This window comes from Nostoc sp. DedQUE08, from assembly GCF_034530895.1.
Classification (GTDB): Bacteria; Cyanobacteriota; Cyanobacteriia; order Cyanobacteriales; family Nostocaceae; genus Nostoc.
This window is the reverse complement of record NZ_JAVRCD010000046.1, coordinates 1-21752: the sequence shown is the minus strand read 5'-3', so window position 1 is coordinate 21752 and position 21752 is coordinate 1. Positions and strand designations below refer to the sequence as shown.

Annotated in this window: 18 protein-coding genes; 6 read left to right on the top strand and 12 right to left on the bottom strand. The window is 40.7% G+C overall.

The window, feature by feature from the left end:
• Nucleotides 1-27: 27 nt before the first annotated feature.
• From RMY64_RS25950 to RMY64_RS25930, 5 genes are all read right to left on the bottom strand, one after another.
• Nucleotides 28-1161, bottom strand: a complete 1134-nt coding sequence (locus RMY64_RS25950) for a restriction endonuclease, SacI family (RefSeq protein ID WP_322701515.1) — start codon at nucleotides 1159-1161, stop codon at nucleotides 28-30.
• Nucleotides 1128-1997 (bottom strand): DNA adenine methylase, encoded by an 870-nt coding sequence (locus RMY64_RS25945; protein WP_322701514.1) that lies wholly within the window; start codon nucleotides 1995-1997, stop codon nucleotides 1128-1130. Before RMY64_RS25945 ends, RMY64_RS25950 begins: the two co-directional genes overlap by 34 nt.
• 11 nt (nucleotides 1998-2008) lie before the next feature.
• Nucleotides 2009-4348: an NACHT domain-containing NTPase gene (locus tag RMY64_RS25940; RefSeq protein WP_322701513.1), complete on the bottom strand. Its 2340-nt coding sequence runs from the start codon at nucleotides 4346-4348 to the stop codon at nucleotides 2009-2011.
• 60 nt (nucleotides 4349-4408) lie between these two features.
• Entirely contained in the window at nucleotides 4409-4657 is a 249-nt protein-coding gene (locus RMY64_RS25935; RefSeq protein WP_322701512.1) for a hypothetical protein, read from the bottom strand.
• A gap of 449 nt (nucleotides 4658-5106) precedes the next feature.
• Nucleotides 5107-5262 (bottom strand): hypothetical protein, encoded by a 156-nt coding sequence (locus tag RMY64_RS25930; protein ID WP_322701511.1) that lies wholly within the window; start codon nucleotides 5260-5262, stop codon nucleotides 5107-5109.
• Nucleotides 5263-5446: 184 nt separating this feature from the next.
• Between RMY64_RS25930 and ilvC the strand changes: the two genes are divergently transcribed.
• Nucleotides 5447-6460 (top strand): ketol-acid reductoisomerase, encoded by a 1014-nt coding sequence (gene ilvC, locus RMY64_RS25925; RefSeq protein ID WP_416211781.1) that lies wholly within the window; start codon nucleotides 5447-5449, stop codon nucleotides 6458-6460.
• Between the two features lie 112 nt (nucleotides 6461-6572).
• Here the strand turns inward: ilvC and RMY64_RS25920 are convergent, their stop codons facing one another.
• The 3 genes from RMY64_RS25920 to ovoA form a co-directional block, all read right to left on the bottom strand.
• On the bottom strand, nucleotides 6573-7055 hold the full coding sequence (locus RMY64_RS25920; protein WP_322669548.1) for an SET domain-containing protein: 483 nt from the start codon (nucleotides 7053-7055) through the stop codon (nucleotides 6573-6575).
• Between the two features lie 196 nt (nucleotides 7056-7251).
• Nucleotides 7252-8103 (bottom strand): sterol desaturase family protein, encoded by an 852-nt coding sequence (locus tag RMY64_RS25915; protein ID WP_322669547.1) that lies wholly within the window; start codon nucleotides 8101-8103, stop codon nucleotides 7252-7254.
• 38 nt (nucleotides 8104-8141) lie between these two features.
• Complete coding sequence (gene ovoA, locus RMY64_RS25910; RefSeq protein WP_322669546.1) at nucleotides 8142-9479, bottom strand: 5-histidylcysteine sulfoxide synthase; 1338 nt, start codon at nucleotides 9477-9479, stop codon at nucleotides 8142-8144.
• Nucleotides 9480-10030: 551 nt separating this feature from the next.
• On the opposite strand from ovoA, the gene RMY64_RS25905 reads away from it, so the two are divergent.
• Both RMY64_RS25905 and RMY64_RS25900 read left to right on the top strand, forming a co-directional pair.
• On the top strand, nucleotides 10031-11026 hold the full coding sequence (locus tag RMY64_RS25905; RefSeq protein WP_322701510.1) for a glycerophosphodiester phosphodiesterase: 996 nt from the start codon (nucleotides 10031-10033) through the stop codon (nucleotides 11024-11026).
• 35 nt (nucleotides 11027-11061) lie between these two features.
• On the top strand, nucleotides 11062-12228 hold the full coding sequence (locus tag RMY64_RS25900) for a DUF3466 family protein (RefSeq protein WP_322701509.1): 1167 nt from the start codon (nucleotides 11062-11064) through the stop codon (nucleotides 12226-12228).
• 162 nt (nucleotides 12229-12390) lie between these two features.
• Here the strand turns inward: RMY64_RS25900 and RMY64_RS25895 are convergent, their stop codons facing one another.
• The 4 genes from RMY64_RS25895 to RMY64_RS25880 form a co-directional block, all read right to left on the bottom strand.
• Nucleotides 12391-13086: an SAM-dependent methyltransferase gene (locus tag RMY64_RS25895; RefSeq protein ID WP_322669543.1), complete on the bottom strand. Its 696-nt coding sequence runs from the start codon at nucleotides 13084-13086 to the stop codon at nucleotides 12391-12393.
• A 216-nt stretch (nucleotides 13087-13302) separates the two neighbouring features.
• Nucleotides 13303-14400: an iron-containing redox enzyme family protein gene (locus RMY64_RS25890; protein WP_322701508.1), complete on the bottom strand. Its 1098-nt coding sequence runs from the start codon at nucleotides 14398-14400 to the stop codon at nucleotides 13303-13305.
• A 296-nt stretch (nucleotides 14401-14696) separates the two neighbouring features.
• The gene (locus RMY64_RS25885; protein ID WP_322669541.1) at nucleotides 14697-16535 is read right to left on the bottom strand and encodes a penicillin-binding protein 2; all 1839 of its coding nucleotides are present in this window, start codon (nucleotides 16533-16535) and stop codon (nucleotides 14697-14699) included.
• Between the two features lie 95 nt (nucleotides 16536-16630).
• On the bottom strand, nucleotides 16631-17311 hold the full coding sequence (locus RMY64_RS25880) for a hypothetical protein (protein ID WP_322684754.1): 681 nt from the start codon (nucleotides 17309-17311) through the stop codon (nucleotides 16631-16633).
• A gap of 492 nt (nucleotides 17312-17803) precedes the next feature.
• Here RMY64_RS25880 and RMY64_RS25875 point away from each other — a divergent pair, with 492 nt between their 5' ends.
• The 3 genes from RMY64_RS25875 (at nucleotide 17804) to glgB (ending at nucleotide 21467) form a co-directional block, all read left to right on the top strand.
• Nucleotides 17804-18019: a hypothetical protein gene (locus RMY64_RS25875; RefSeq protein WP_322688216.1), complete on the top strand. Its 216-nt coding sequence runs from the start codon at nucleotides 17804-17806 to the stop codon at nucleotides 18017-18019.
• A gap of 651 nt (nucleotides 18020-18670) precedes the next feature.
• Entirely contained in the window at nucleotides 18671-19003 is a 333-nt protein-coding gene (locus RMY64_RS25870) for a hypothetical protein (protein ID WP_322669538.1), read from the top strand.
• A 172-nt stretch (nucleotides 19004-19175) separates the two neighbouring features.
• Entirely contained in the window at nucleotides 19176-21467 is a 2292-nt protein-coding gene (gene glgB, locus RMY64_RS25865) for a 1,4-alpha-glucan branching enzyme (RefSeq protein WP_322684756.1), read from the top strand.
• The last annotated feature ends 285 nt before the right edge of the window (nucleotides 21468-21752 follow it).

Below are 21752 nucleotides of genomic sequence, written 5' to 3'. Positions count from 1 at the left end.
TCAAAATAGCCTACGGTATCTTGTCGGTCAAAATTCTCTGGCACTTTCAGCAGCCTGTCTCAATGCTAAAAAAGCTTCTTTTAGAGGTTGGCTAACAGCACTGTCTGGTTCTGTTAGCACTAGCTGTTGGTAGGCTGATAAAAATTGCGATCGCAGCCGATGGAACAAATGCAGAAAGTGACGTACAAAGCTGATACAATCCAAAACCACAATCTCTATACCATCTGTACGGTCGTACATACTTGAGGCATATTCCTGAATACCTTTTTCGATCGCATCCGTCGTGATAAAAATATAGTTGTCAACCCGCTTGCCTGTGCTATTGATTTTTTGCAAAGCACGGTCAATATCTGCTAACGTGACGCGTCGGGTCTTCATTTCATAGCTGCTAATCACCTTCTCATCATCAACTAAAGTAATTTCCAAATCTCCCAAAGCTCCAGTCTGCTCGTCTGCTGCATTGTGGGATTCTAGAGGTAAAAAACGCTCTCCAATATATTGTTCTGCTACTTGATAGGCAGCAGCAACCATTAGTACAGGAAGGCGGCTTGAACCTCGGCAAGCCAAATGCTGTCTCAGGAGTGTGATAATTTCCTCTGCTGACAAAGGTATTGCGTCTTTCGACTTCTTCAGGTCAGCTAGTAGTGTTTCCATACGCTGCCGCTTCTCGTTCCGAGCGATAATTAGACAGCGAATGGTTTGGGCTAGCAGTTCCTCAGCAGTTATTCTGCCTTGATGAACATCATCAAGTAATTCCAGGGCAACTTCATAGAGTTTGGGCGGTCGTCCCACCAGATTGACTGCTGGGGTCAAGGTGATGTTGCGGTTACGTAATGCAGGGGTGAGGAACGCGGTAGTGGGATTACAGGGCAACTCGTGTTTGTTAATGAATGCTGTGATGTAACTTTCATCGTAGTAGCGCCCAGAGTAAGCATCTGGTGTACCTATTTCGGTGTAAGGCTTGCGGATATCAACATTCCCACGGTGAATTGCTGCCAAAGAGCAGGCCAGCAACAAACGAACTACAGCACGATTGCCTACATAGCGCGATACATAGTCAATTTTTTCGGCAATGCTGGGGTTGGTGACAATCGGTTGGACTATCGATGAAGAGGCTTTTTGTAAGGCTACATCAAGGATAGCTGCTGGGGTTGTGGACATGGAGCGATTTCTTCAACAGTAAGTGTGGAAGCTTGCGGGTCATAATTGAGCCAAAGTACTTCTTGCCGTAACTGCTTGATGGAATGGCAGTGTTTCAGGGGCGCTTTAATGCAGTTCCAGTCACCATATAGTTCCTGCATCAACGAACAATCATAGCCTGAAAGGGCCACTTTACCTTTAACTGAACGCAAAACACCCGCTAGTTGCCGATGCTGGTCGTCGGTCATTTCATAAGCGTAAGCCTTGCTATCCCCACGGGAATCGTGCGGGTAGGGAGGGTCACAGTAAAATAATGTTTCTGGACTATCGTAGCGTCGAATAATATCAATTGCTCGGTCGTTCTCAATTTGCACGCGTAGCAACCGTTGCACGATTTCAGGCAGATCCTCAACACTACCAAGCCACCGGGAAACTGCACCAGCCATTCCAGCGCGGCTAGTAAGTTTGCAGTGTGCCCATCGTCCTTGACTTGCGGTTTGTGCCAAGCCTGTTCTCACTTGTCGCGCCCGGACAAAAAATCGTCTAGCCCTTTCCAGGTCTGGCAAACTCTCTTCTTCTTTGCTAATAGCAATCCGAAATTCTTCACGCGAAAATGGGGTTAACCCAATCGCCTCGATGAGTTGGTCTTTTTGGTCGCGTAGTACGCGAAAAAAGTTGACTACCTGGCCATCAGTATCATTGTAGGTTTCTACAGGCGAAGGCTCCCGGTTTAACAACACGGCTGCTGAACCACCAAAGGGTTCGCAGTAGTGGGTTGTTTTTGGTAACAAGGGTAAGAGCCAGTCTAAATGACTGTACTTGCCGCCATACCAACCAAATGCAATTTTCTTTGCCATGAAAGCCAACCTCAGGATGAATAACCAGTAACAAGTGGTAAAAATAAAGTATTTTCAATTTCTTCTCGCACACTCCGGCTGACGTAGCAATCACTATTCAAACATACTATTAGTAACAAATTGGCATAGTAGTATTGATCTAGTAACTTCTTCTGTTTCTTACTAAAATTATCGAAATGCCAAGTTTCGCCTAAGCTTCGATATCGAACTATAGTATCTCTTAAAAGATCTCCCCAAGCTTGACCTTTTTCTTCCCACCAGCTTTCTAATACTTCCTTACTACTATTTGCTTCAGGTAATTCTTGTTTAAGTTTTTTTAACGATTCTACTACTTTGGCTTCAACCCCCATACTCTCAAGAGAATTGATAGCAACAACTCGCTCAAAAGCAATAGCAAGAGATGGTTCAAGAGCGCGAGAGTCTCTCAAATCATCAATTAAAGTAATATCATGAAACGTCTCAACAACTTCACGACCTGTGACACGAGATACAAGACTAGTACAGGTAAAAGCACGAGTAAAGGGAAAATCAAGAAGACAGGCAAGTGTGCGATCGCGATCTAGTGCTATGTCAAAATCAAAATAACAAGCTCGAACAGCCGCAGGCTTGTAATCTCCAAATGACAGAGATTTTGATTTTTCATTTGCCCAGTGCAAAAACTCCTGTAATTCTTCATCTCCTGCTAATAACAGATCGATATGGTGCTTCATTAAGCGCAACAAACAATCTGAGGTTGTTAACATTCCAATTGTCAATAAAAAAACTTCCCGCCAACGTTTTTCGGTTAGATGATTTACTAATATGTTGAGCATTTCATCTTCCATTGACTTTGGGTTGCAATTTTCAACTATCTGTCTGGCTGTAAAATATTCATGAAATGTTAGGTGCGAGAATGAATAAATTCCCTTTGCTCTCTCGACAAATAGACCATGTTGTGCTTCGATTGATTTTAATACTGCTTCACTGTCCAGTTCCAGCTTCTTTTGGTCAGTATTAGCATCAACTAAATTTTTAATGTATTCGGTAATCTGTCTTTCAAGTTCTTTTTGTTTAAAAAAGTAATTGCCAGCTTCAAAGTTAGAATAAGCTATTTGACTCAATAAATCTTCTTTACGTTGTAGTGAAAGCTTTTTATAAGCTTGATCTCGCTCAATGTTTCGCGTCACATCCCAGCGTTTGAGTAACACATCTAAACCACCCTTGTATAACTCTGAACGATTAGATGGAAAGCTTCCCGTGTCTTCAAATACCAGACATAGTAATGTCAGTAAAATTGGGCTTGTTGCCAACTCTTTGATCGGTTGTTCTCTTTTCAGCTTATCCAAAAACTTTTTAGCTTTAATTGGGTCATTCTTACAGCGGAACCACTTTTCGGTAAAATTAGTAATTTGCTGTTCGTCAAAATCTGCTATTTCCAATTCTGTAAAGTTTTCAAAGGTATATTCCTTTGCAGCTATACGACAGGTAATTATAAACTGATTGCTGTAAAATCTGGCAACAAAACTCCGAATTTGTTGATAAACTCGACTATTGTCAGCATCTTTTATTTCATCTAATCCATCTAATAAAATAAATACTTTACCCGCTCGTAAAATCTTTATTAACCATGAAATATCTTCTCTTGGTTGTGAATGTAAATCAACTAGTTGAGCAATATAGTTTAACAAATCTATCTGTTCGTGACTTTCTGCAAAATCCTTGAGAGTAATGAAAACCGGAACCCGATTTTCCTGCTCACAAATACACTGCATTGCCAAATGTTTGAGGAATGTTGTTTTTCCCGCTCCTGGTTTACCTAAAATCATTAGTTTTGAAAATCTTTGTACCGCTTCTAACCCTGGTACTCGTTCTTCTCTAACATTGCCTAGATTGAATCGGTCAAATTCTTTAGATGAAACATCCCGCAGCAGTTGGTCTAACTCCCATCGCAAAGTTCCAGTGATTTTCTCTACAATGTTGACACTGATATAAATATCATCCAAACCAATTGGTTGAGACATATCTAGCACTCGCATAGTACCGCAACGCTGCTGGATATAAGGCCGGATATGGTAGCGCACTTCTTGGACAAGTTTATCAATTTCTAAGTCTTGATTTTGTTCAGGTGAAGATAGCCCAGCAACTTCTTGCCACTGAAGCTTTAATTGTTGGCAAATAGCCTGAAAACTTTCTATACCAACAGGTTTACCTGCAAAAAAATTCTGAACAACACTACGTGATTTCTCTGCAAAATCTGCTAGTAGTGTCTTCTTTCCATTGCAGATTTGTTGTAAAGCTTTTTGAGCTTGTTCAATTCCTTCTGGTGTTGCTGAAATTGATTGTTTAGCCCGTTTCACTGGATTGTTACTCATACTATATCTGCCAAATTAGAAACATTGTAGGTATTAAGACGAAAAATACCAGCTAAACTTTTATTCTTCTTTACTACTGGTATTTCTCTTTAAAGCTAGCAGTTGAACCGCATTGTTACTTAATAAACCAAATATACATCCAATACCCATTTGCCAAGTTGCCCTGCTGTCTTGCAGGATACTAACTTGATGTTTTGAGAGTTGGGGTTGGAAAGCTAACCAGAGTGACATTCCACCAGAAATTGTTGTCAGGCAAAGAACTGTAGAGAAGACAAGTAAAAAAGTAGTTGATTGTTTAGCGTATTTCATGATTAATTTCAGTTCATGATCTGGTCTGTATCAATTATGAACTGTAATTAAAGTAGCTCTGTTCAGCTTATGTCTTAGGGTTGTATAAATTTTGTTCAAAATACGTTTTTATATTGAGTTTGATAAAATACTGAAGTTCTAGAGCGTTTAAGCCAAGAATTTCAGTAATATTTTTTACTTAGATGTGAGGCTAGTTGTTAATAGTTAACTATGAACGCAAGATTCTCCCCAATACGTAGTAATCGCTGGAGCGAAAACTGAAGAGTCTTTTGTCGATGCTGATTGACAAATATATACTTAAGCTCGATTTTTTATAGCCAGTATTCTATCAGTATCCCTAACGTAGAGTGGCACTATTATTTCCCTTTGCTCCAACAGTTCGGACAACCCAATATGAATTTCCTTCCCCTGATGAAATAATGCACGCGCCGCTTTTTCTACCATTCGTGCTAGTTCAGCACCGTTACAGTTGATGGTTTTGTTGAGAATAATCCGCCATTCTTTCTCGGTAAGGCGATAAACTTGAACAAAACTGTATCACAGGCTACTATTCTTTGGCGATCGCTACGCCCCCCGAACGCGAGTGCGTCTCGTAGAGAAGGCATCGCAAAACTTTTCGGTCTACTGAAACTGAGTAACTTTACTTGCTTGAGATAAAGAAGTTAGGCAATTATTGCCGTCGTAAACACTCCCCCTAAGTCCAAAGAGATAAATTGAATGATTGATAATTCATTTGTGTTACTCAATTTGGGGTACAATCGTAAGCCTGCCAATAAATGACGACGCTTGCTGACAGGAGATGCTTCTATGGCCCGGATGTATTATGACGAAGATGCCAATTTAGACCTTTTGGCTGGAAAAACTATTGCTATCATCGGCTATGGTTCTCAAGGTCATGCCCACGCTCTCAATCTTAAAGATAGTGGTTTGAATGTGATTGTGGGACTATATCCGGGTAGTAAGTCAGTCGCAAAAGCTGAAGCAGCTGGGTTAACTGTGAAAAACGTTGCAGATGCTGCTAATGCTGCTGACTTCATCATGATTTTGTTACCTGATGAAGTTCAAAAAACAATTTACAAAAACGAGATTGAACCCAATCTAGAAGAAGGGAATGTGTTAGCTTTTGCCCACGGGTTCAATATTCACTTTGGGCAAGTTGTACCACCAGATAACGTCGATGTGGTGATGGTAGCACCCAAAGGGCCGGGGCATTTGGTACGACGGACTTATGAAGGTGGTGAAGGTGTACCAGCGTTGTTTGCAGTTTATCAAGATGCCAGTGGTCAAGCACGCGATCGCGCCATGTCTTATGCTAAAGGTATCGGTGGTACTCGCGCCGGTGTTCTGGAAACTACTTTCCGCGAAGAAACTGAAACCGATTTATTTGGCGAACAAGCGGTATTGTGCGGTGGTTTGAGCGCTTTAATCAAAGCCGGATTTGAAACTTTGGTAGAAGCTGGTTATCAACCAGAATTGGCTTATTTTGAATGTCTGCATGAAGTCAAGCTGATTGTTGACTTGGTTGTAGAAGGTGGTTTAGCCAAAATGCGCGACAGCATTTCTAACACGGCCGAATATGGCGATTATACCCGTGGCCCGCGGATTGTCACCGAACAAACCAAAGCTGAAATGCAGAAGATTCTCAGCGAAATTCAATCTGGGCAATTTGCACGAGAATTTGTTCTGGAAAACCAATCTGGTAAACCAGGATTTACCGCCATGCGTCGTAAAGAAGCTGAACACAAAATTGAGGAAGTCGGTAAAGATTTACGCGCTATGTTTAGCTGGTTGAAAAAAGCTTAAGCAAAAAAATAACATCAAACATCTCCAAAAAAAGAATGTAGAGACATAGCAGTGCTACGTCTCTACAAGAGTTTTGGTTACAGCATATTTAATTTCTGGAGATGTCTAAATATCATTTGCTTTGAATTTTGAGATAATCTGCAATGTACTCTCCGTAGCGATCGCGCAATATTTGTTCCCGAAATTTGAACCCTAATATTTTTCCTCGACAGGATAGAGATTCGCACAAGCACCCGAAGACAATAATTAATTCATATTCAGTGGTTTCGTAGTCCCAGGTAATTTCCTCACCTGCTTCGATATCGCACAAAGCAACGTAGTCATATCCTCCAAACTGATTGTTCCTTACCCCAGTATTTGGATTACAAGAATGGTTAACGATCCAAGAAGGCTCATCTAGATGGACATGTAAATTAAAATCCATCTGAAATGTATACATTGTTCGTTCGGGAACTTCTTCAATTAGTATACCCACCACGACAGTTTCCCCTTGGACAAATTTTTTTGTAGCAAACACTCCTCGTCCTTTTGCTGCTTGTTGAATCGTGACATGAGAATTGAGTTTTCCATCTGAAATCGACTCTATTCTGTTCATAGATAAAGACCCACTATGTTTAAATTTCTTGCGGCTTCCAAGTTTTAAACTTGGCTTATAGCGTTTCCTAATGATATGAGGTACATCTCTTTAGTTAATGTAAAAGTTGTAGCGCTAATTACATTAACAAGGATAAGTAGCATTATTCCTTTTAAATGTAAGGTATTTTTAATTTCCATTAAAATAATTGATTGAATTATATTTTTTCAGTGTCATTACTAATAGATGAATTAATAGTTATATACTCGATAAAACTCATAGGAAATGTTATTCCTGGCTTCTTGGTAGGAGGATTTAGTGTGTTGAATATTCTGTCCCAGAATGCCTGAATGCCATAGTTTCCATTAAAGCAAGTGTGATGAAGATCGTGGAAATCTGATGGAATGAAAAATATTGACAAAGAACTATGACCTTCTAGGTTGTAAGCATTGCCTATAACACTCCATGCACATAGTTGAGTGATGTCATATCCAAATATAAAAATAGGCAAAACGTCAGCGATCGCAACAATAATATATTCAACCAAACTCTTATGTCCAGCAACAAAACTTGATGAGTCACGAAACTCATGATGTTTAAGATGGATTTTCTGCAATAATCTTGTGTGTAAGAGTCGATGAGCAACATAAAAACAGAAATCAGCAGCAACTATTCTCATCAAAAACCATCCAAGGTTTAGGAGTAAACTATTTCCTCTATGAACCTCTGGAGCTAGATATAGCATTATTAATGCTGATAGAAAAGCTTTAATTTCTCCTGTAATGATGCCTTTGACAGTAAAAGAAGGAAATTCTTTATTTTTAACTTTCTTGACCCTTGCCGTTAGCTTATCTCTTAAAACATCGTTACTTTTGATTCCTTTTTCAATGAAAATGCCAATACTATAAAATGAGATAGAACCAATTAACCAGTATAACAGCACCTGCGTTATAAAGTCGATCTCGATATTGTTTAAAAGCAAATAAAATATCTGCTGAACAAGCGTGCAACTAATAGCAATCTTGAGATAAAATTCGATATCAGAACAGAAATTCAAAATCTTTGGCATCTCTGTAACCTTATAGTATGTGACTGAGGCATATTCTGTTAATCTTTAATATCTTGAACAATCCGAAAACCAGCGTGCTGATAAAAATTTGGACGGAACCAGTTGCGGTAATATTTTAAAGCTTCTGTACCATTAGTTATCCAACATCCTCCTAACATCATTTGATGTTGATCGTCAAAAAATATCGCAGAATTATCTTCATAAAGAAAATGAGGCTGATATCCTGGAAGAGGATTTAAGTTATTACTCAACCATTCCCAAACATTCCCACGCAAATCATACAATCCCGAAGAACTTTTAGCTGTTTCTAACATCCCAACGGGACTAGGGGAGCCAAATTTTAAATTGAGATTATAATTTTCTACATCATCTAATAAACTATTACCATAAGTTGCTAAATGGTATTCTGCTTCACTCATTAAACGAGTATTTTTGCCTTGCCAACGACAATAAGCTATTGCTTCATAATGATTGACTTCCACAGGCCAATCTAGAGGTAAGTCAATTTCATCAAACATAGCTCGATATTTATAGCTACCATTTTCATGTAACCAAAATTTGGGGCATTGAATACCGTATCGAGTTTTCCAATTCCAAGATTCTTCATCCCAATATTCTTGATTTTCGTAGCCACCAGCTTTTACAAAATAAATAAAATCGGCATTGGTAATCAGATATTTGCTGGCAAAAAAGGGTGCAACTTCAACAGTGCGATCGCCATAATCAATATCCCATCCATAAGTTGAATCATCTAAGGCTTTACCAAGTTTTACTACCCCACCAGCAACTTTTATCATTTCGTTCTGAGGAGTGTAACCATTAAAAGGAGCATATTGCCAATTTTGAGGACGTTTCACTTTCTCAATTGGTAGTTGGCGAATTAACATCGAAGAAGTTTCAATGTGAATACGCTGGTGTTCCATCCCCATCATTAAAGCCCAAAGGGGATGATTTGGATGAATTGGCAGAGTAATTGGGATGGTTTTAATTACTTCAGAAATTACAGAATATGCTTGTTCTCGGTACTCCCAAGTTTGTGCAACTTGCGGCCATTCCAAATGAGCGATCGCTGCATTCAACTCCTCTGGTTTTTCTGGATCTACTCCAATTTCAAACAAAATTTCATACTCTGGATTGAGGCGTTTTTCTAATAACCCTACCTGAATTAATTTATTGATGTAGAAAACAGCCGAATGTCCCAGATAAAAAATTAGAGGATTTCTCAAAGGGTCAGGATTGAGATAAAATGTCTCTTCCCCAACTAGACTTTTCAATAATATATCTTCCAATTGCCAAGCATTCTCAAAGTAATCGAGGAGCGCTTGGTTATTACAACTATCAAGTTTTGGAGGTTTAGCAGATTGTAGACTATTCATGGTCTAATTCCTATTAGTGAACAATGAAACAAATTAATTATCTATAATTTCGATTTGATTCCTGAATTTACTTGCATAAGTAAAAAATACGGAAAAAAACAATAGATATGTACTGAGTTTTTTGAAAAAACAAATATTAATCTTATCGGATGTATTAAACACAATAGGATTTAAGGAGAGATCAAATAAGATTCTTAAATATGACAGATTTATTATTTAATAGCAATACTTATTATTTAATATTAGTTATTTAAATAATACTAAAACTGCATCGATTTAGTGTGGTAAGTCCGTAGATTTGAATAATTTCATACTTGTTGAATTAATCAAACTCTCAGTCAAGAAATAATTCAGTGGTAATCAATATAACTATATGATTGAATGTAAAGACTTTTGATACTATTACCAATGAAAAATTACAACTCTCTAAAGAGGGTTTTATTTGTCTTAAATTATTTAAAATTAAGTGAAAAATAATTGTAGGTTGAATAACAAAGCCCTTACTACAAACCTTTAATTGTTTACGTTGTCCTACTTAGGTGGGTAAAATAATGACTACAACTTTGCAAGACGCATCTCCAATTATCATTGCCCATCGAGGTGCTAGCGGCTATCGTCCAGAACATACTTTAGCTGCTTATGAATTAGCGATCGCACTTGGGGCTGATTATATTGAACCTGATTTAGTTTCCACTAAAGATGGTATTTTAATTGCTCGTCACGAAAATGAGATTTCCGAAACCACCGATATTGCAATCCATACAGAGTTTGCTCATCTTCAAACCACCAAAATAATTGATGGCGAATCAAAAACTGGCTGGTTTACTGAAGACTTTACCCTAACAGAACTGAAAACACTACTAGCCAAAGAGCGAATTCCCCAACTGCGATCGCAAAATACCACTTATGATGGACTTTTAGAAATCCCCACACTGCAAGAAATCATCAATTTAGTCAAGGTTAAAAGTGGCGAAATTAATCGGACGATTGGCATTTACCCAGAAACTAAGCACCCAACTTACTTTCAATCTATTGGGTTAGCCCTAGAACCACCCCTACTTGCAACTTTAACAGCCAACGGTTATCAGGGAGCTAACGCACCTGTTTTTATTCAGTCTTTTGAAGTCGGTAATTTACAAGATTTATCCACAAAGACTGATTTACCTTTGGTGCAATTGCTGAATAACAGTGGTAAACCTTATGATTTTGTCGTTAGCGGCAATGAACAAACTTATGCAGATTTAGTCACAGCATCAGGTTTAGCAGAAATTGCCAAATATGCACAAGCGATTGGAATTCATAAAAATTTATTGGTTCCTAGAGACAGCAATGGTAAATTGCGTTCGCCTACATCATTAGTGATAGATGCTCATGCGGCTGGTTTGCTGGTTCATGCCTGGACTTTCCGCAATGAAGACTGTTTTTTGCCACTGGATTTTCAAGGAAATCCTCAAGGTGAATATGAACTATTTTTCAGCTTAGGTGTTGATGGCGTATTTAGCGATTATCCAGATACGGCAGCTTGCCACCGTACTCTTCAGTGGTAATTTGGTAGGGGAATAGAAAATCACGGCAAGGTAACATGGTTTTACTTAAGTGGAAATCCTGTATAACAGCAATAACTTTCACCGCAATCAGTCTGACTGCATCCAAGTCGGCATTGGCGGTATCTTTATACTCAGTTACTGACTTAGGCGCTCTTACGGGAGAAGCCTACAGTTATGCTACAGACATTAATGACTCAGGTAAAGTAGCGATTAATTCTTTGGACAGTTCTTTTTTTTACAGTAATGGTTCTGTCAAAAAAATTAGTCCATTGCCTGGCGATAATGTACTTGCAGTCAGTGGTATCAATAACTTGGGGCAAGTAGTTGGTAATTCCATCGGTAAGACCGACGGTGATAATAACGTCTTTATTTACAGTGATGGAACAACACAAAATACCGGTCTTAAAGGCATTCCTTATGCTATCAATAACTCAGGTGAGGTGGTTGGCGGTACAACTGGTGGCGGTATATTCCCAAAACTTGCCTTTCCCAACGGAGCCGCTTTCCTATACAGCAATGGTACGACGACTATTATTAACAATAATTTAAAAGAAAATTATGTTGCCTATGGCATAAATAATCTAAGTCAGGTAGTTGGCATTTTCGGTTCTTCCGGCCGAGCCTTTTTATCCGACAAGGGTGTAATCACTAATCTCGGTACCCTCCCTGGTGACAGGTACAGTCAAGCAAATGATATTAATGACTCAGGACAAGTAGTTGGTAGTTCGGGACTGACTGGCGTAAATGATAGTCGTGCTTTTGTGTACAGTCCCAACACAGGACTCCAAGACCTCGGTAGGTTACGTCCTACAGATTTGTTTAGTACTGGTTTGGGGATCAATAATTTGGGTCAAGTAGTCGGGTTTTCTGGCACTAACAATAACTTTTTTGCCGCAGATGGCAATGGTTTACGGGCTTTTCTTTATAGTGATAACACTATGTACGACTTAAATAACCTGATTGCTCCTGGTTCAGAGGGTGGCTTTACCTTGACAGCAGCATCTGCCATTAATAATAATGGACAAATTGTCGGTCGTGGTGCAGTTAATAATGAATTACACGCCTTCCTCTTGACGCCAATCTCATCTGTCTCTGTAGCTGAACCGACTTCAGGCTTTCCTATCTTGTCGTTCGGTGCTGGTGTAATTTTATTTCCAGCACTTAAGCGCAAACGTCACTCAAAAAGTGCAGCCATACAATAAAGAAGTTAATGCAATAACTTCAGGCAGACAAAATGATTACTTGGGAATATGGATTTATAAAAATGCTCGTTGAAAATCTTTAAGGATATGTCTCGAAGCGTGGCTTAGAGACACATCTGTACTTTAGGCAATGGATAACATCACTTAAATTGTTCTTGATTTTCACAAACTAGTCATCACCTGAGCTAATTGATTAGATAAATCAACTACAGAACCCTGGCATTTTTTAAATAAAACTCCAGCTAAAAAATAATAATCGCCAGAATAAAATGCCATCTGATTTTTTTGGAGTTTTTCGATGTGCTTCTTTACCTTGGGGTCAGAGCTATAGTAGCCGAACTTTAAAGGTAACACCATGAAGTTTTGAACATAATAACCATTTTGTTTTGCTATGTTCAACGTATTGATTGGGTTAGAAAAGCTAGATATTAAAACCAATACATTTTCATAATCTAACGATAAAAGCTCATTGGTAACTGTAGCTCCATCTACACCCCCAAATAAAAGTGGCATATAAATATCGTTATCTGGTGCGGGTAGATAGGGCGGATTAGCTACAAGATACTCGGCATCGGGTTGAGAAGAATTAAACAAAGACGAATTGTGGATGATGTATTTATTAGTGAGATTGTATTCATCAATGGTTGAATTTGCAACTTTCCATGCAGAAGTATTTAATTCAAATCCCTGGATGACACCATCAAAGTTGTTTCTTAATAAAGAATTAATTACAGGGCTACCATCTCCTGAACCAAACTCCACAATAGATTCGGAATTTTTACAATTTCTGATAACAAAGCTTTCTAAGCAGTTTGAGTAGAAATTAGATTCTTCTGGGCAAAAAAAGATATCTTTCATTTGATTGCACTTCCAGGTGTAAGGTATAATCAATGTAATAGGTGGTTGTCTATTACCTTGTATTCAGGCAATAAAAAGTTTTCCTTTAGCAATCCTTTGCTAAAGAAATCTGAGCGCAAGTGAATTAGCAATAAAATGATTTAAAGATGTCAAATTAAAAGGCTAATAATAACTTGCTATTTTGATTTTTTAGATTGATCATAGGAATAAGGCGGCTTATTCTGCTTCGCGTATCGATCGCACAACAGCCGTCCCGGCGCGATCGCTCATGAGTTTCTGCTGATCGTACCCAAGCAGCAATTCCCATGCATCATTGGGATATCGTTCTGCTAATGGCAAAGCCACATCATCTAACATCCAACGGCCGTGGCGTTCATCTTCCCTGATGTGTAGTTCCCAATAACCCACTGCTACTTCTGAGAGTAAGAGCCGTTGCGCCGCCACCATATAATTTTTGTAAACCGCAGGGCCAGCCACCTCAAAATAGGTCAAACCGCCGCTATAACGCAGGAAATAGCGTTTGCGCTCAGTCATCAAAAAATTATGATTGGTAGAAGCCAAAACTTCCCAAGGTACTAAATCGAAATATGCCTCTGGTTCAGTGTTCATTCCAAACTCAGCAAGCATTTGGGCAAAAAAAGTAGAGTGCTTGCGAGATAAACGACCATTGCCGTATTCTTCTATTAATACTCGCATCAGCGTACATTGCACTTCATTAGCAACACCACCCAAAATGCGGGAAAGATGACTAGCTTCAACCAAACCATCAAAGGAGCCGATCGCTAGCAGGTGACGATAGCCAGATTCAGTCATTTCCTCACGAATGTAGCGGCTACTCTGTGACAAAAGCGGATCTAAATCGGCAGATGTGCGCTCAATTAGAGCTTGTTTTACATCTAATTGTTGCAGTGCAGCCACATCGAATTGTGCCAGTTCCCACTGTTGCCAAGCAGCTTCAATTTGGTCGCGACATGAGGACAAGTAAAGCGATCGCTCATTGTTATAATGCCGCAAATCGTCGTACCAAAACAGCTTTAGCCGATTAATTCGATAAAGTATCCGTTGAAGAAAACGGTGAGCCTGTTCATCAGAGCGATCGTTTCCATAAGCAGCCTCAATTGCCATAGAGAGCGCCTGTTCAAACTCACTGGCTATTGAAGGTTTTGCATCCAGTTGACGATCCAAATCCTCCATTGCTAGCAGTTCTAGAAATTGCTTCTCAGCACGGTCGTACTTGGTAATTGTTTTTTCTTCAGTTGGGGTGCTATTTTTCGTAGCCCCAGCATTAGGAAATATAAGTAAATTGCTTTGCATGAAATCTTCGGTAGCTTTAGAAAAGTGATAAATTACTTTCACCTCTAATATCTAGGTTTCCACACCAGTAGCTTTCTGTACCTCTTTCCCTGGTTATAGAGAAAGATTAAGTTTTGGGGCATTGGGCATTGGAAAGAGGACTTGGAGACAAGGAGAATTGGGGACAAGGGGAAAGACTTGTTGTAAGTTCTAAACTTTTGTCACCTTGTCCCCTTGTCCCCTTGTCCCCTTGTCCCCTTGTCCCCTTGCTTCCCCTGCCCCCCTGCTCCTGCCTCCTGCCCCCCTGCACCCCAACCCTACGGTACTTGCGTCCGTTGCTCGATTGCCTTACTGGGCGGAATCTGCTCAAGAGGAATCAGTGCTTCGATTACCGACTTCACAATTGGCGCGGCGACAGTAGAACCATAAGCACTTTCTCCTTTTGGCTCATCCACCAGTGCAAACACTACATAGCGAGGAGATTCCACGGGTAAAATAGCCACGAAACTGGTCATTCTCGCACCCTTGATGTATCCGCCATTGGGACTAGCTTTTTGGGCTGTACCAGTTTTACCAGCAATGCGATATCCCGGAATTTGTGCCGGCTTACCGCTGCCTTGAGTAACAACAGTTTCCATCATTTCCACAACCTTTTGAGTTGTTGCGGTTGAGAAAATTTGCCGGGGGATAGTGTGAGTGGGTGAATCATGCATCTGCCCTTTGCTATCAATCAACCCGCGAACTACATGGGGTGTAACTAACTTACCGCCATTAGCTAAAGCACCGTGCATTTGCACTAGCTGTAAGGGTGTCATAGAAAAGCCTTGTCCAAAGGAAGTAGTAGCCGGTTCAATTGGCGAAGCGATAAATTCTTCTTGACTTTTGAGCCTTCCGCCGACTTCAAAAGGCAAATCTGTATCAACTTTTTGTCCTAGCCCTAAGCGTTCTAACCAGTTGTAGTAAATTGAAGGCTTTAAACGTTGGATAATTTGCACCATGCCAATATTGCTAGAATATTGCAAAATCTGAGCGATGCTGATTCGCCCATTACCATTATTCATCGCATTTTTGATGGTGTAATTAGCGACTCGAATCGAACCGGAGTCATTAAACATATCATCTGGTTTGATGATGCCATTTTCCAGAGCGATCGCCACATTCAAAGGCTTAAAAGTCGATCCCGGTTCATAAAGATCCGCTACTGTCCAATTTTTAAATAGTGAAATATCAGATTTAGCATATTCATTAGGATTATAAGTAGGTTGAGAAACCAGGGCGAGTAAGGAACCATCCAATGCATCCATGACAATTACCGCTCCACGTTTGGCGGCAAATTTCTGCATCTGTTGTTTGAGCGCAATCCGAGCAATTCGTTGCAGACGGCTATCGATAGTCAGTTGTAATCGCAAATCGTCAAAATGCAAAAAACCTTCGGGCGCCCGATCAGGCATCAAGGTTCCATTTCCCGACCGACTGAGCCGCACCGTTTGCACAGGACGTTCTAGCAACTTCTCTTGAGAGTATTCCACACCAGCTTGACCGCGACGGTCAATGTCCACGTAGCCCACCACATCAGCAACCAAATCGTCTGGCGGATAATATCGGGAGTATTTTTGAGCCCACTCCAAGCCATTTAAGCGCAAAGAAATGACGCGATCGATAATTTCTTCTGGTAAGGCTGGCGCAAGTATAATTCCGCTTCTTTTGCTTTGAAAAGTTTTCACCAATTCAGCAGTGTCTTTTGCCAAAATTGGGGCAAGTCGCTCTGCCATATCTTCATTAGACTTATCAAACAGCTTGGGATGAGCATACAAAGTATATACAGGGCGGTCAATAGCCAACAGATCGCTATTGCGATCTACCACTGGGCGACGGGGCATAAAAGGTCGCACATTCACCATTTGCTGATTGCGTGCATACTCAGTTAACTTTGGCCCCTTGACAATTTGTAGATTATACAAGTTAATAGCCAACCCCAACCCTGATGCCATTAATACGCCCCAGACGATGAACAGTCGCGACTTAGTGTTGGATGTTTGGTCTTGCATATTAGAGGCTAATTTTCCCAAAAGCCCTCGTTTATCACCCTTGTGTCGCCCTGTAAATTTTGGATTCCGAAACTTTCTGAATTTTGTTTTGCTTGGTGACTTCTGCATTGGGTTCGTCCTTTGTCTTTGTCTGTTGCCTTTTGTGATTAACCAGAAGTCTCAGTCCTAATGACTAATGACAAATGACAAATGACTCTTAGGGATTAGTATCCCAGTGGCGAGAGTGTTTGCGGTTGGGTTTCAGAATTTGGCGTTGTGTTAGGCGATGCTGATTTAGGACTCCCAGATGCTGGAGGCAAGAAAATCATCCCTTCAGGAGTTGGCGATACCAGCCCTGCTGTTGGTTGTTCTGCTTCATTAGCCATTTTATTTTTCAGCGTCGCGTTGGTTGTCGTTAGCAGCCGTTCATGACGTTGGAGGCTTTGCAGTCTGCGATATGACTGACCCCAAAGCTCTTGAGAATAGACTGTCCAACCATAAACAGCAAGTGTCGATGCTACTAACAAGAACGCCACAACTGACGAATAACGATGAAAAGTATACAAGCGCAGCAACCACAAAGGTGCAGCTCCAGAATTAGGCATTGTGGGAAGCCCAAGAAAACCTTCCTCCGGACTCTTTTGCTTCGCATTCAACTGTTCATTGAGATTTGGTAATTGTTGTCTACCCAATTCTTTCACCGATTTAGCTATAACTGCCTTATTTGTGGGAGAAACCGCTAAATTTTTCGAGGAACGCTGTTGTCTTGAAGACGATACTGGTATAGAAGCACTCCCTGCTGCTGACTCCATAGGCGCAGAACGTCGCCTTCCTAAAGAAAGGATAGAATCTCGCCGGAACCAATTACCCCTTGTAGAAACAGTAGATTTACGAGCAACTACCATAAATTTTTAAATTTTTTAGATGGAAAATACTGCACTTTTAGATTGATTGTCTGTTTTGCTAAGGTTTAAATTACCTTCTGTACAACCAGCACACATCACAGACTATACCCTTTTAACTTTTCTGATAGGTAGCTGTATCAATGTTTGCATCCCCTAGATATGCAATGTTTGCAATTAGCGATTAGAAACTGGACAGCTTACCTTTTAGGTATCGCACCTAAAGTATGGCAACCTCAGGTAGCCAGATGCAATACTCTGTGAAAAAAATAAAATTTTTTGCTATCATAGCTCCGTTTGCTAAATAAGTTGGTATTTTTCGTTTTGCTCCTGAGTTAAGAGAAACTAATCAGGATACGTAATTCCAAAAACAATACCCCAAAGGATTGTTTTTTTTAAGTATGTAATCTCGCAGAATTTAAAAAAAGCAATAAATACGGTATCGTATTCAACAGGCGAAAAATTATTCTAGCCACAATTGGTGAAAGAGGAGTTATGAAAACAAAAATCTTTGGTTTTGCTTTAATGTTAAGTCTGGCTGCAATTCTTGGGGCCTGTGAAGGTGGTGGTGGTGATGGTGCTGGTACTGCTACTCCAGCCGCTACAGGTGAACCAACTGATGCACCTGCTGTTAAGACTACTCCTGCCGCTACCCCCGCAGCGACTCCCGCAGCGACTCCTGGAGCGACTACTCCCGCTAAACCTAAATAAGGCATCTTAAACTTTAGTTTAAATCGCGCCCAGAACTACTTAGTGACAGCATTCCTCACTACATAGCTCGAAGTATCACTCGAATTAATTGGGTTCACGAGAAAACCTCATTTTTATGCTGGTTTATCAGAGCCGAGAGTTTGCTCAAATATCAACTAAGTAGGGCAGGAAATAAAGGATACTGAGTGCTGAGTGCTGAGTTTCTAGTTCCGAGTGCTGAGTTAAAAGACCGCCCACGTTCGCGCAGCGTCTCGCAGAGAGGGGCGGGGCTTTTGCTATACTGCGAAAGTACTGAGTACTCAACTTCAAAACTCAGCACTCAGCACTCAGCACTTAAGTATGGTAAAGAGGGTTATGTCCTCTACCAAGTGTCCTTGTGAAAGTCCCGCCCGCTCAAACCTTGTTCTCAGTCCAAGGGAGTTGAGTTAATCTAAGCTATTCATTTGGCATTTTAAATTACTTATACTACTGAGTTGTGAGAGGGTAAAATAATTTATCGCGATCGCTGGCAATTGCTCTTGAGCATTCCTGTAGTCTATTCCGGATCAGAAAGACTTGGAAATCTCCCTTGATATTGCCAGATTTTTATTGGGAAAATTTGGGTATGAAAAAAACAGATTTTCATCCTGCGTTGCGAACGTAGTTCAGGAGATGAGGAGAGTTAAAACGAGAAAATCTATAAAATTACTGAGCTTAATAGTAATTAGTGCTACTTTGATTTTTTTAAGTAACTATTGGAGATCGGCAGTAATAGCATTACCGCCACCAGAGGATACCCCAGAAGAAATATTACGGACAAAGATTATTATAGAAGCGCGATCGCCTATTGATGGAAAATCCCTAACAGCTGCCGAATATATTCAATTACAAGCGCAGCTCCAACTTGCCCCGCCCCCAAAATTAGACCCCAAAATTCGGGAACAGATTTTCTTGCTTCGTATACGTAAAACGTTACTCCAGTTTTTCCCATTTTTAAATTTTTGATAAATTCGTCATTAGTCATTAGTCATTTATCCAATGCCCAATGCCCCATGCCCAATGCCCTATTATGATGTAGGATAACGGTGGCGACAAAATTGCAAATAAATGTAAAGAATATATATAGATATTAAAAAAGTAGATTTAGTCAATCACGTTATTTCACTTAGGTAGCTTCATGTCCATGACCACGATCGCCCCTGAACAGGTTAACAGCATCGTTTGGAATCAGCATAACGATCCCTTTGAAATACTAGGTTCTCATCCTATAGAGCAAGACGGCAAAACTGTCTGGGCTGTACGGGCCTACCTACCAAATGCAAGTGCAGCATGGGTCGTTCTTCCTGAACAACGCAAGGAATACCCAATGCAAACGGTGCACGATCCTCACTTTTTTGAATGCACGATTGACACTCCAGAACTGGCAAACTACCAGTTACGGATTAAAGAAGGAGAATATGAGCGTGTCATCTATGACCCTTACGCTTTCCGTTCTCCCAACTTGACAGACTTTGACTTGCATTTGTTTAGTGAAGGCAACCATCACCGGATATATGAAAAACTGGGAGCGCACCCTACGGAAATAGGCGGCGTTAAAGGTGTTTATTTTGCTGTTTGGGCACCTAACGCTCGTAATGTTTCATTATTGGGAGATTTCAACCTCTGGGATGGGCGTAAACATCAGATGCGTAAAGGCCGCACTGGAATATGGGAATTATTTATTCCTGAAATCGGTGTGGGAGAGCATTACAAATATGAAATCAAAAATTTTGAAGGACACATTTACGAAAAATCCGATCCCTACGGTTTCCAGCAAGAAGTTCGCCCGAAAACGGCATCCATTGTCACTGATTTAGATGCTTACAGTTGGGATGACGAAGGCTGGATGCAAAAGCGGCGACACACTGACCCCCTAACTCAACCAGTTTCAGTTTACGAAGTGCATTTAGGCTCTTGGTTACACGCTTCGAGTGCAGAACCAGCTAAACTTCCCAATGGTGAAACTCAACCTGTAGTTGTCGTTTCTGGACTAAAGCCGGGCGCACGTTTCCTTACCTACCGAGAACTTGCTGACCGACTCATTCCCTATGTCAAAGAATTAGGATACACCCACATAGAAATGCTGCCCATTGCAGAGCATCCCTTTGATGGTTCTTGGGGTTATCAAGTAACTGGTTACTATGCCCCTACCTCGCGTTTTGGCAGACCCGAAGATTTGATGTATTTTATTGACAAATGTCACGAAAATGATATAGGGGTAATTGTAGATTGGGTTCCTGGTCACTTCCCCAAAGATGGACATGGTTTAGCTTTCTTTGATGGTAGCCATTTGTACGAACACGCTGACCCCCGTAAAGGCGAACATAAAGGATGGGGTACTTTGGTGTTCAATTACGGTCGCCATGAAGTTAGTAATTTCTTAGCAGCAAATGCTCTCTTCTGGTTTGACAAGTACCACATTGACGGGGTTCGTGTCGATGCTGTTGCCTCGATGCTCTATAACGACTATTGCCGCGAACCAGGAGAATGGCTGCCCAATCAGTACGGTGGCAGAGAAAACCTAGAAGCAGCAGATTTTCTACGTCAGGTAAATAACATTATCTTTAGCTATTTCCCCGGTGTTCTCTCAATTGCTGAAGAATCCACTTCTTGGCCAATGGTATCTTGGCCTACCTATACAGGCGGACTGGGTTTTAACTTGAAGTGGGATATGGGCTGGATGCACGATATGCTGGATTACTTCAGCATGGACCCCTGGTTCCGCCAGTTCCACCAAAACAATATCACCTTTAGTATGTGGTACAACCACAGCGAAAACTTTATGCTAGCCCTGTCTCACGATGAAGTCGTGCATGGCAAGAGCAATATCATCGGTAAAATACCGGGAGATACATGGCAAAAGTTAGCTAGTGTGCGTTGTTTATTTACCTATATGTTTGCTCACCCAGGCAAGAAAACCATGTTTATGAGCATGGAGTTTGGGCAGTGGAGTGAGTGGAATGATTGGACAGATTTGGAGTGGCATTTATTGCAGCATGAAGCCCACCAACAGTTAAAAACGTTTTTCCACGATTTGAATTATCTTTACCGTTCTGAACCAGTTTTGTACACCCAGGATTTTGCCCAACCGGGGTTTGAGTGGATTGACTGTAGCGATAACCGCCATAGTGTAGTTGCCTTCATGCGTCGTGACAAGGATTCTGATGATTTTGCGATCGTGGTTTGCAATTTTACACCACAACCCCATTCTCACTACCGCATCGGTGTACCGCAAAAGGGATTTTATACTGAGTTGTTCAATAGTGATGCACGTCAGTATGGCGGCAGCAATATGGGCAACTTGGGTGGCAAATGGACGGATGAGTGGTCTTTGCACAGTCATCCTTATTCACTGGATTTATGTTTACCACCTTTGGGCGTGTTGATTCTCAAGTTGGATAAGAAGAAGACTGCTGAGGTAATTGGATAACAATTTGGGGTGGGGCGATGCCCCATCCTAAAGATAATTTCGCTTATTCACAGCTACTCAACTCAGTTCTCTAAGAGGATGTCTGAGAAGTATTAAATATTTCGTCCGATCCCCCCTAGCCCCCCTTGAAAAGTGGGGAAAACTTCTAAAAGTCCCCCTTTTTAAGGGGGATTTAGGGGGATCTACAAGTCTCGAATACAACACTAAAAAGTTTTCAGACATCCTCTAATCTCGACTTTATCCATTTTTGGCTACGGGTCATCACAAATGTAGGCGATCGCTACA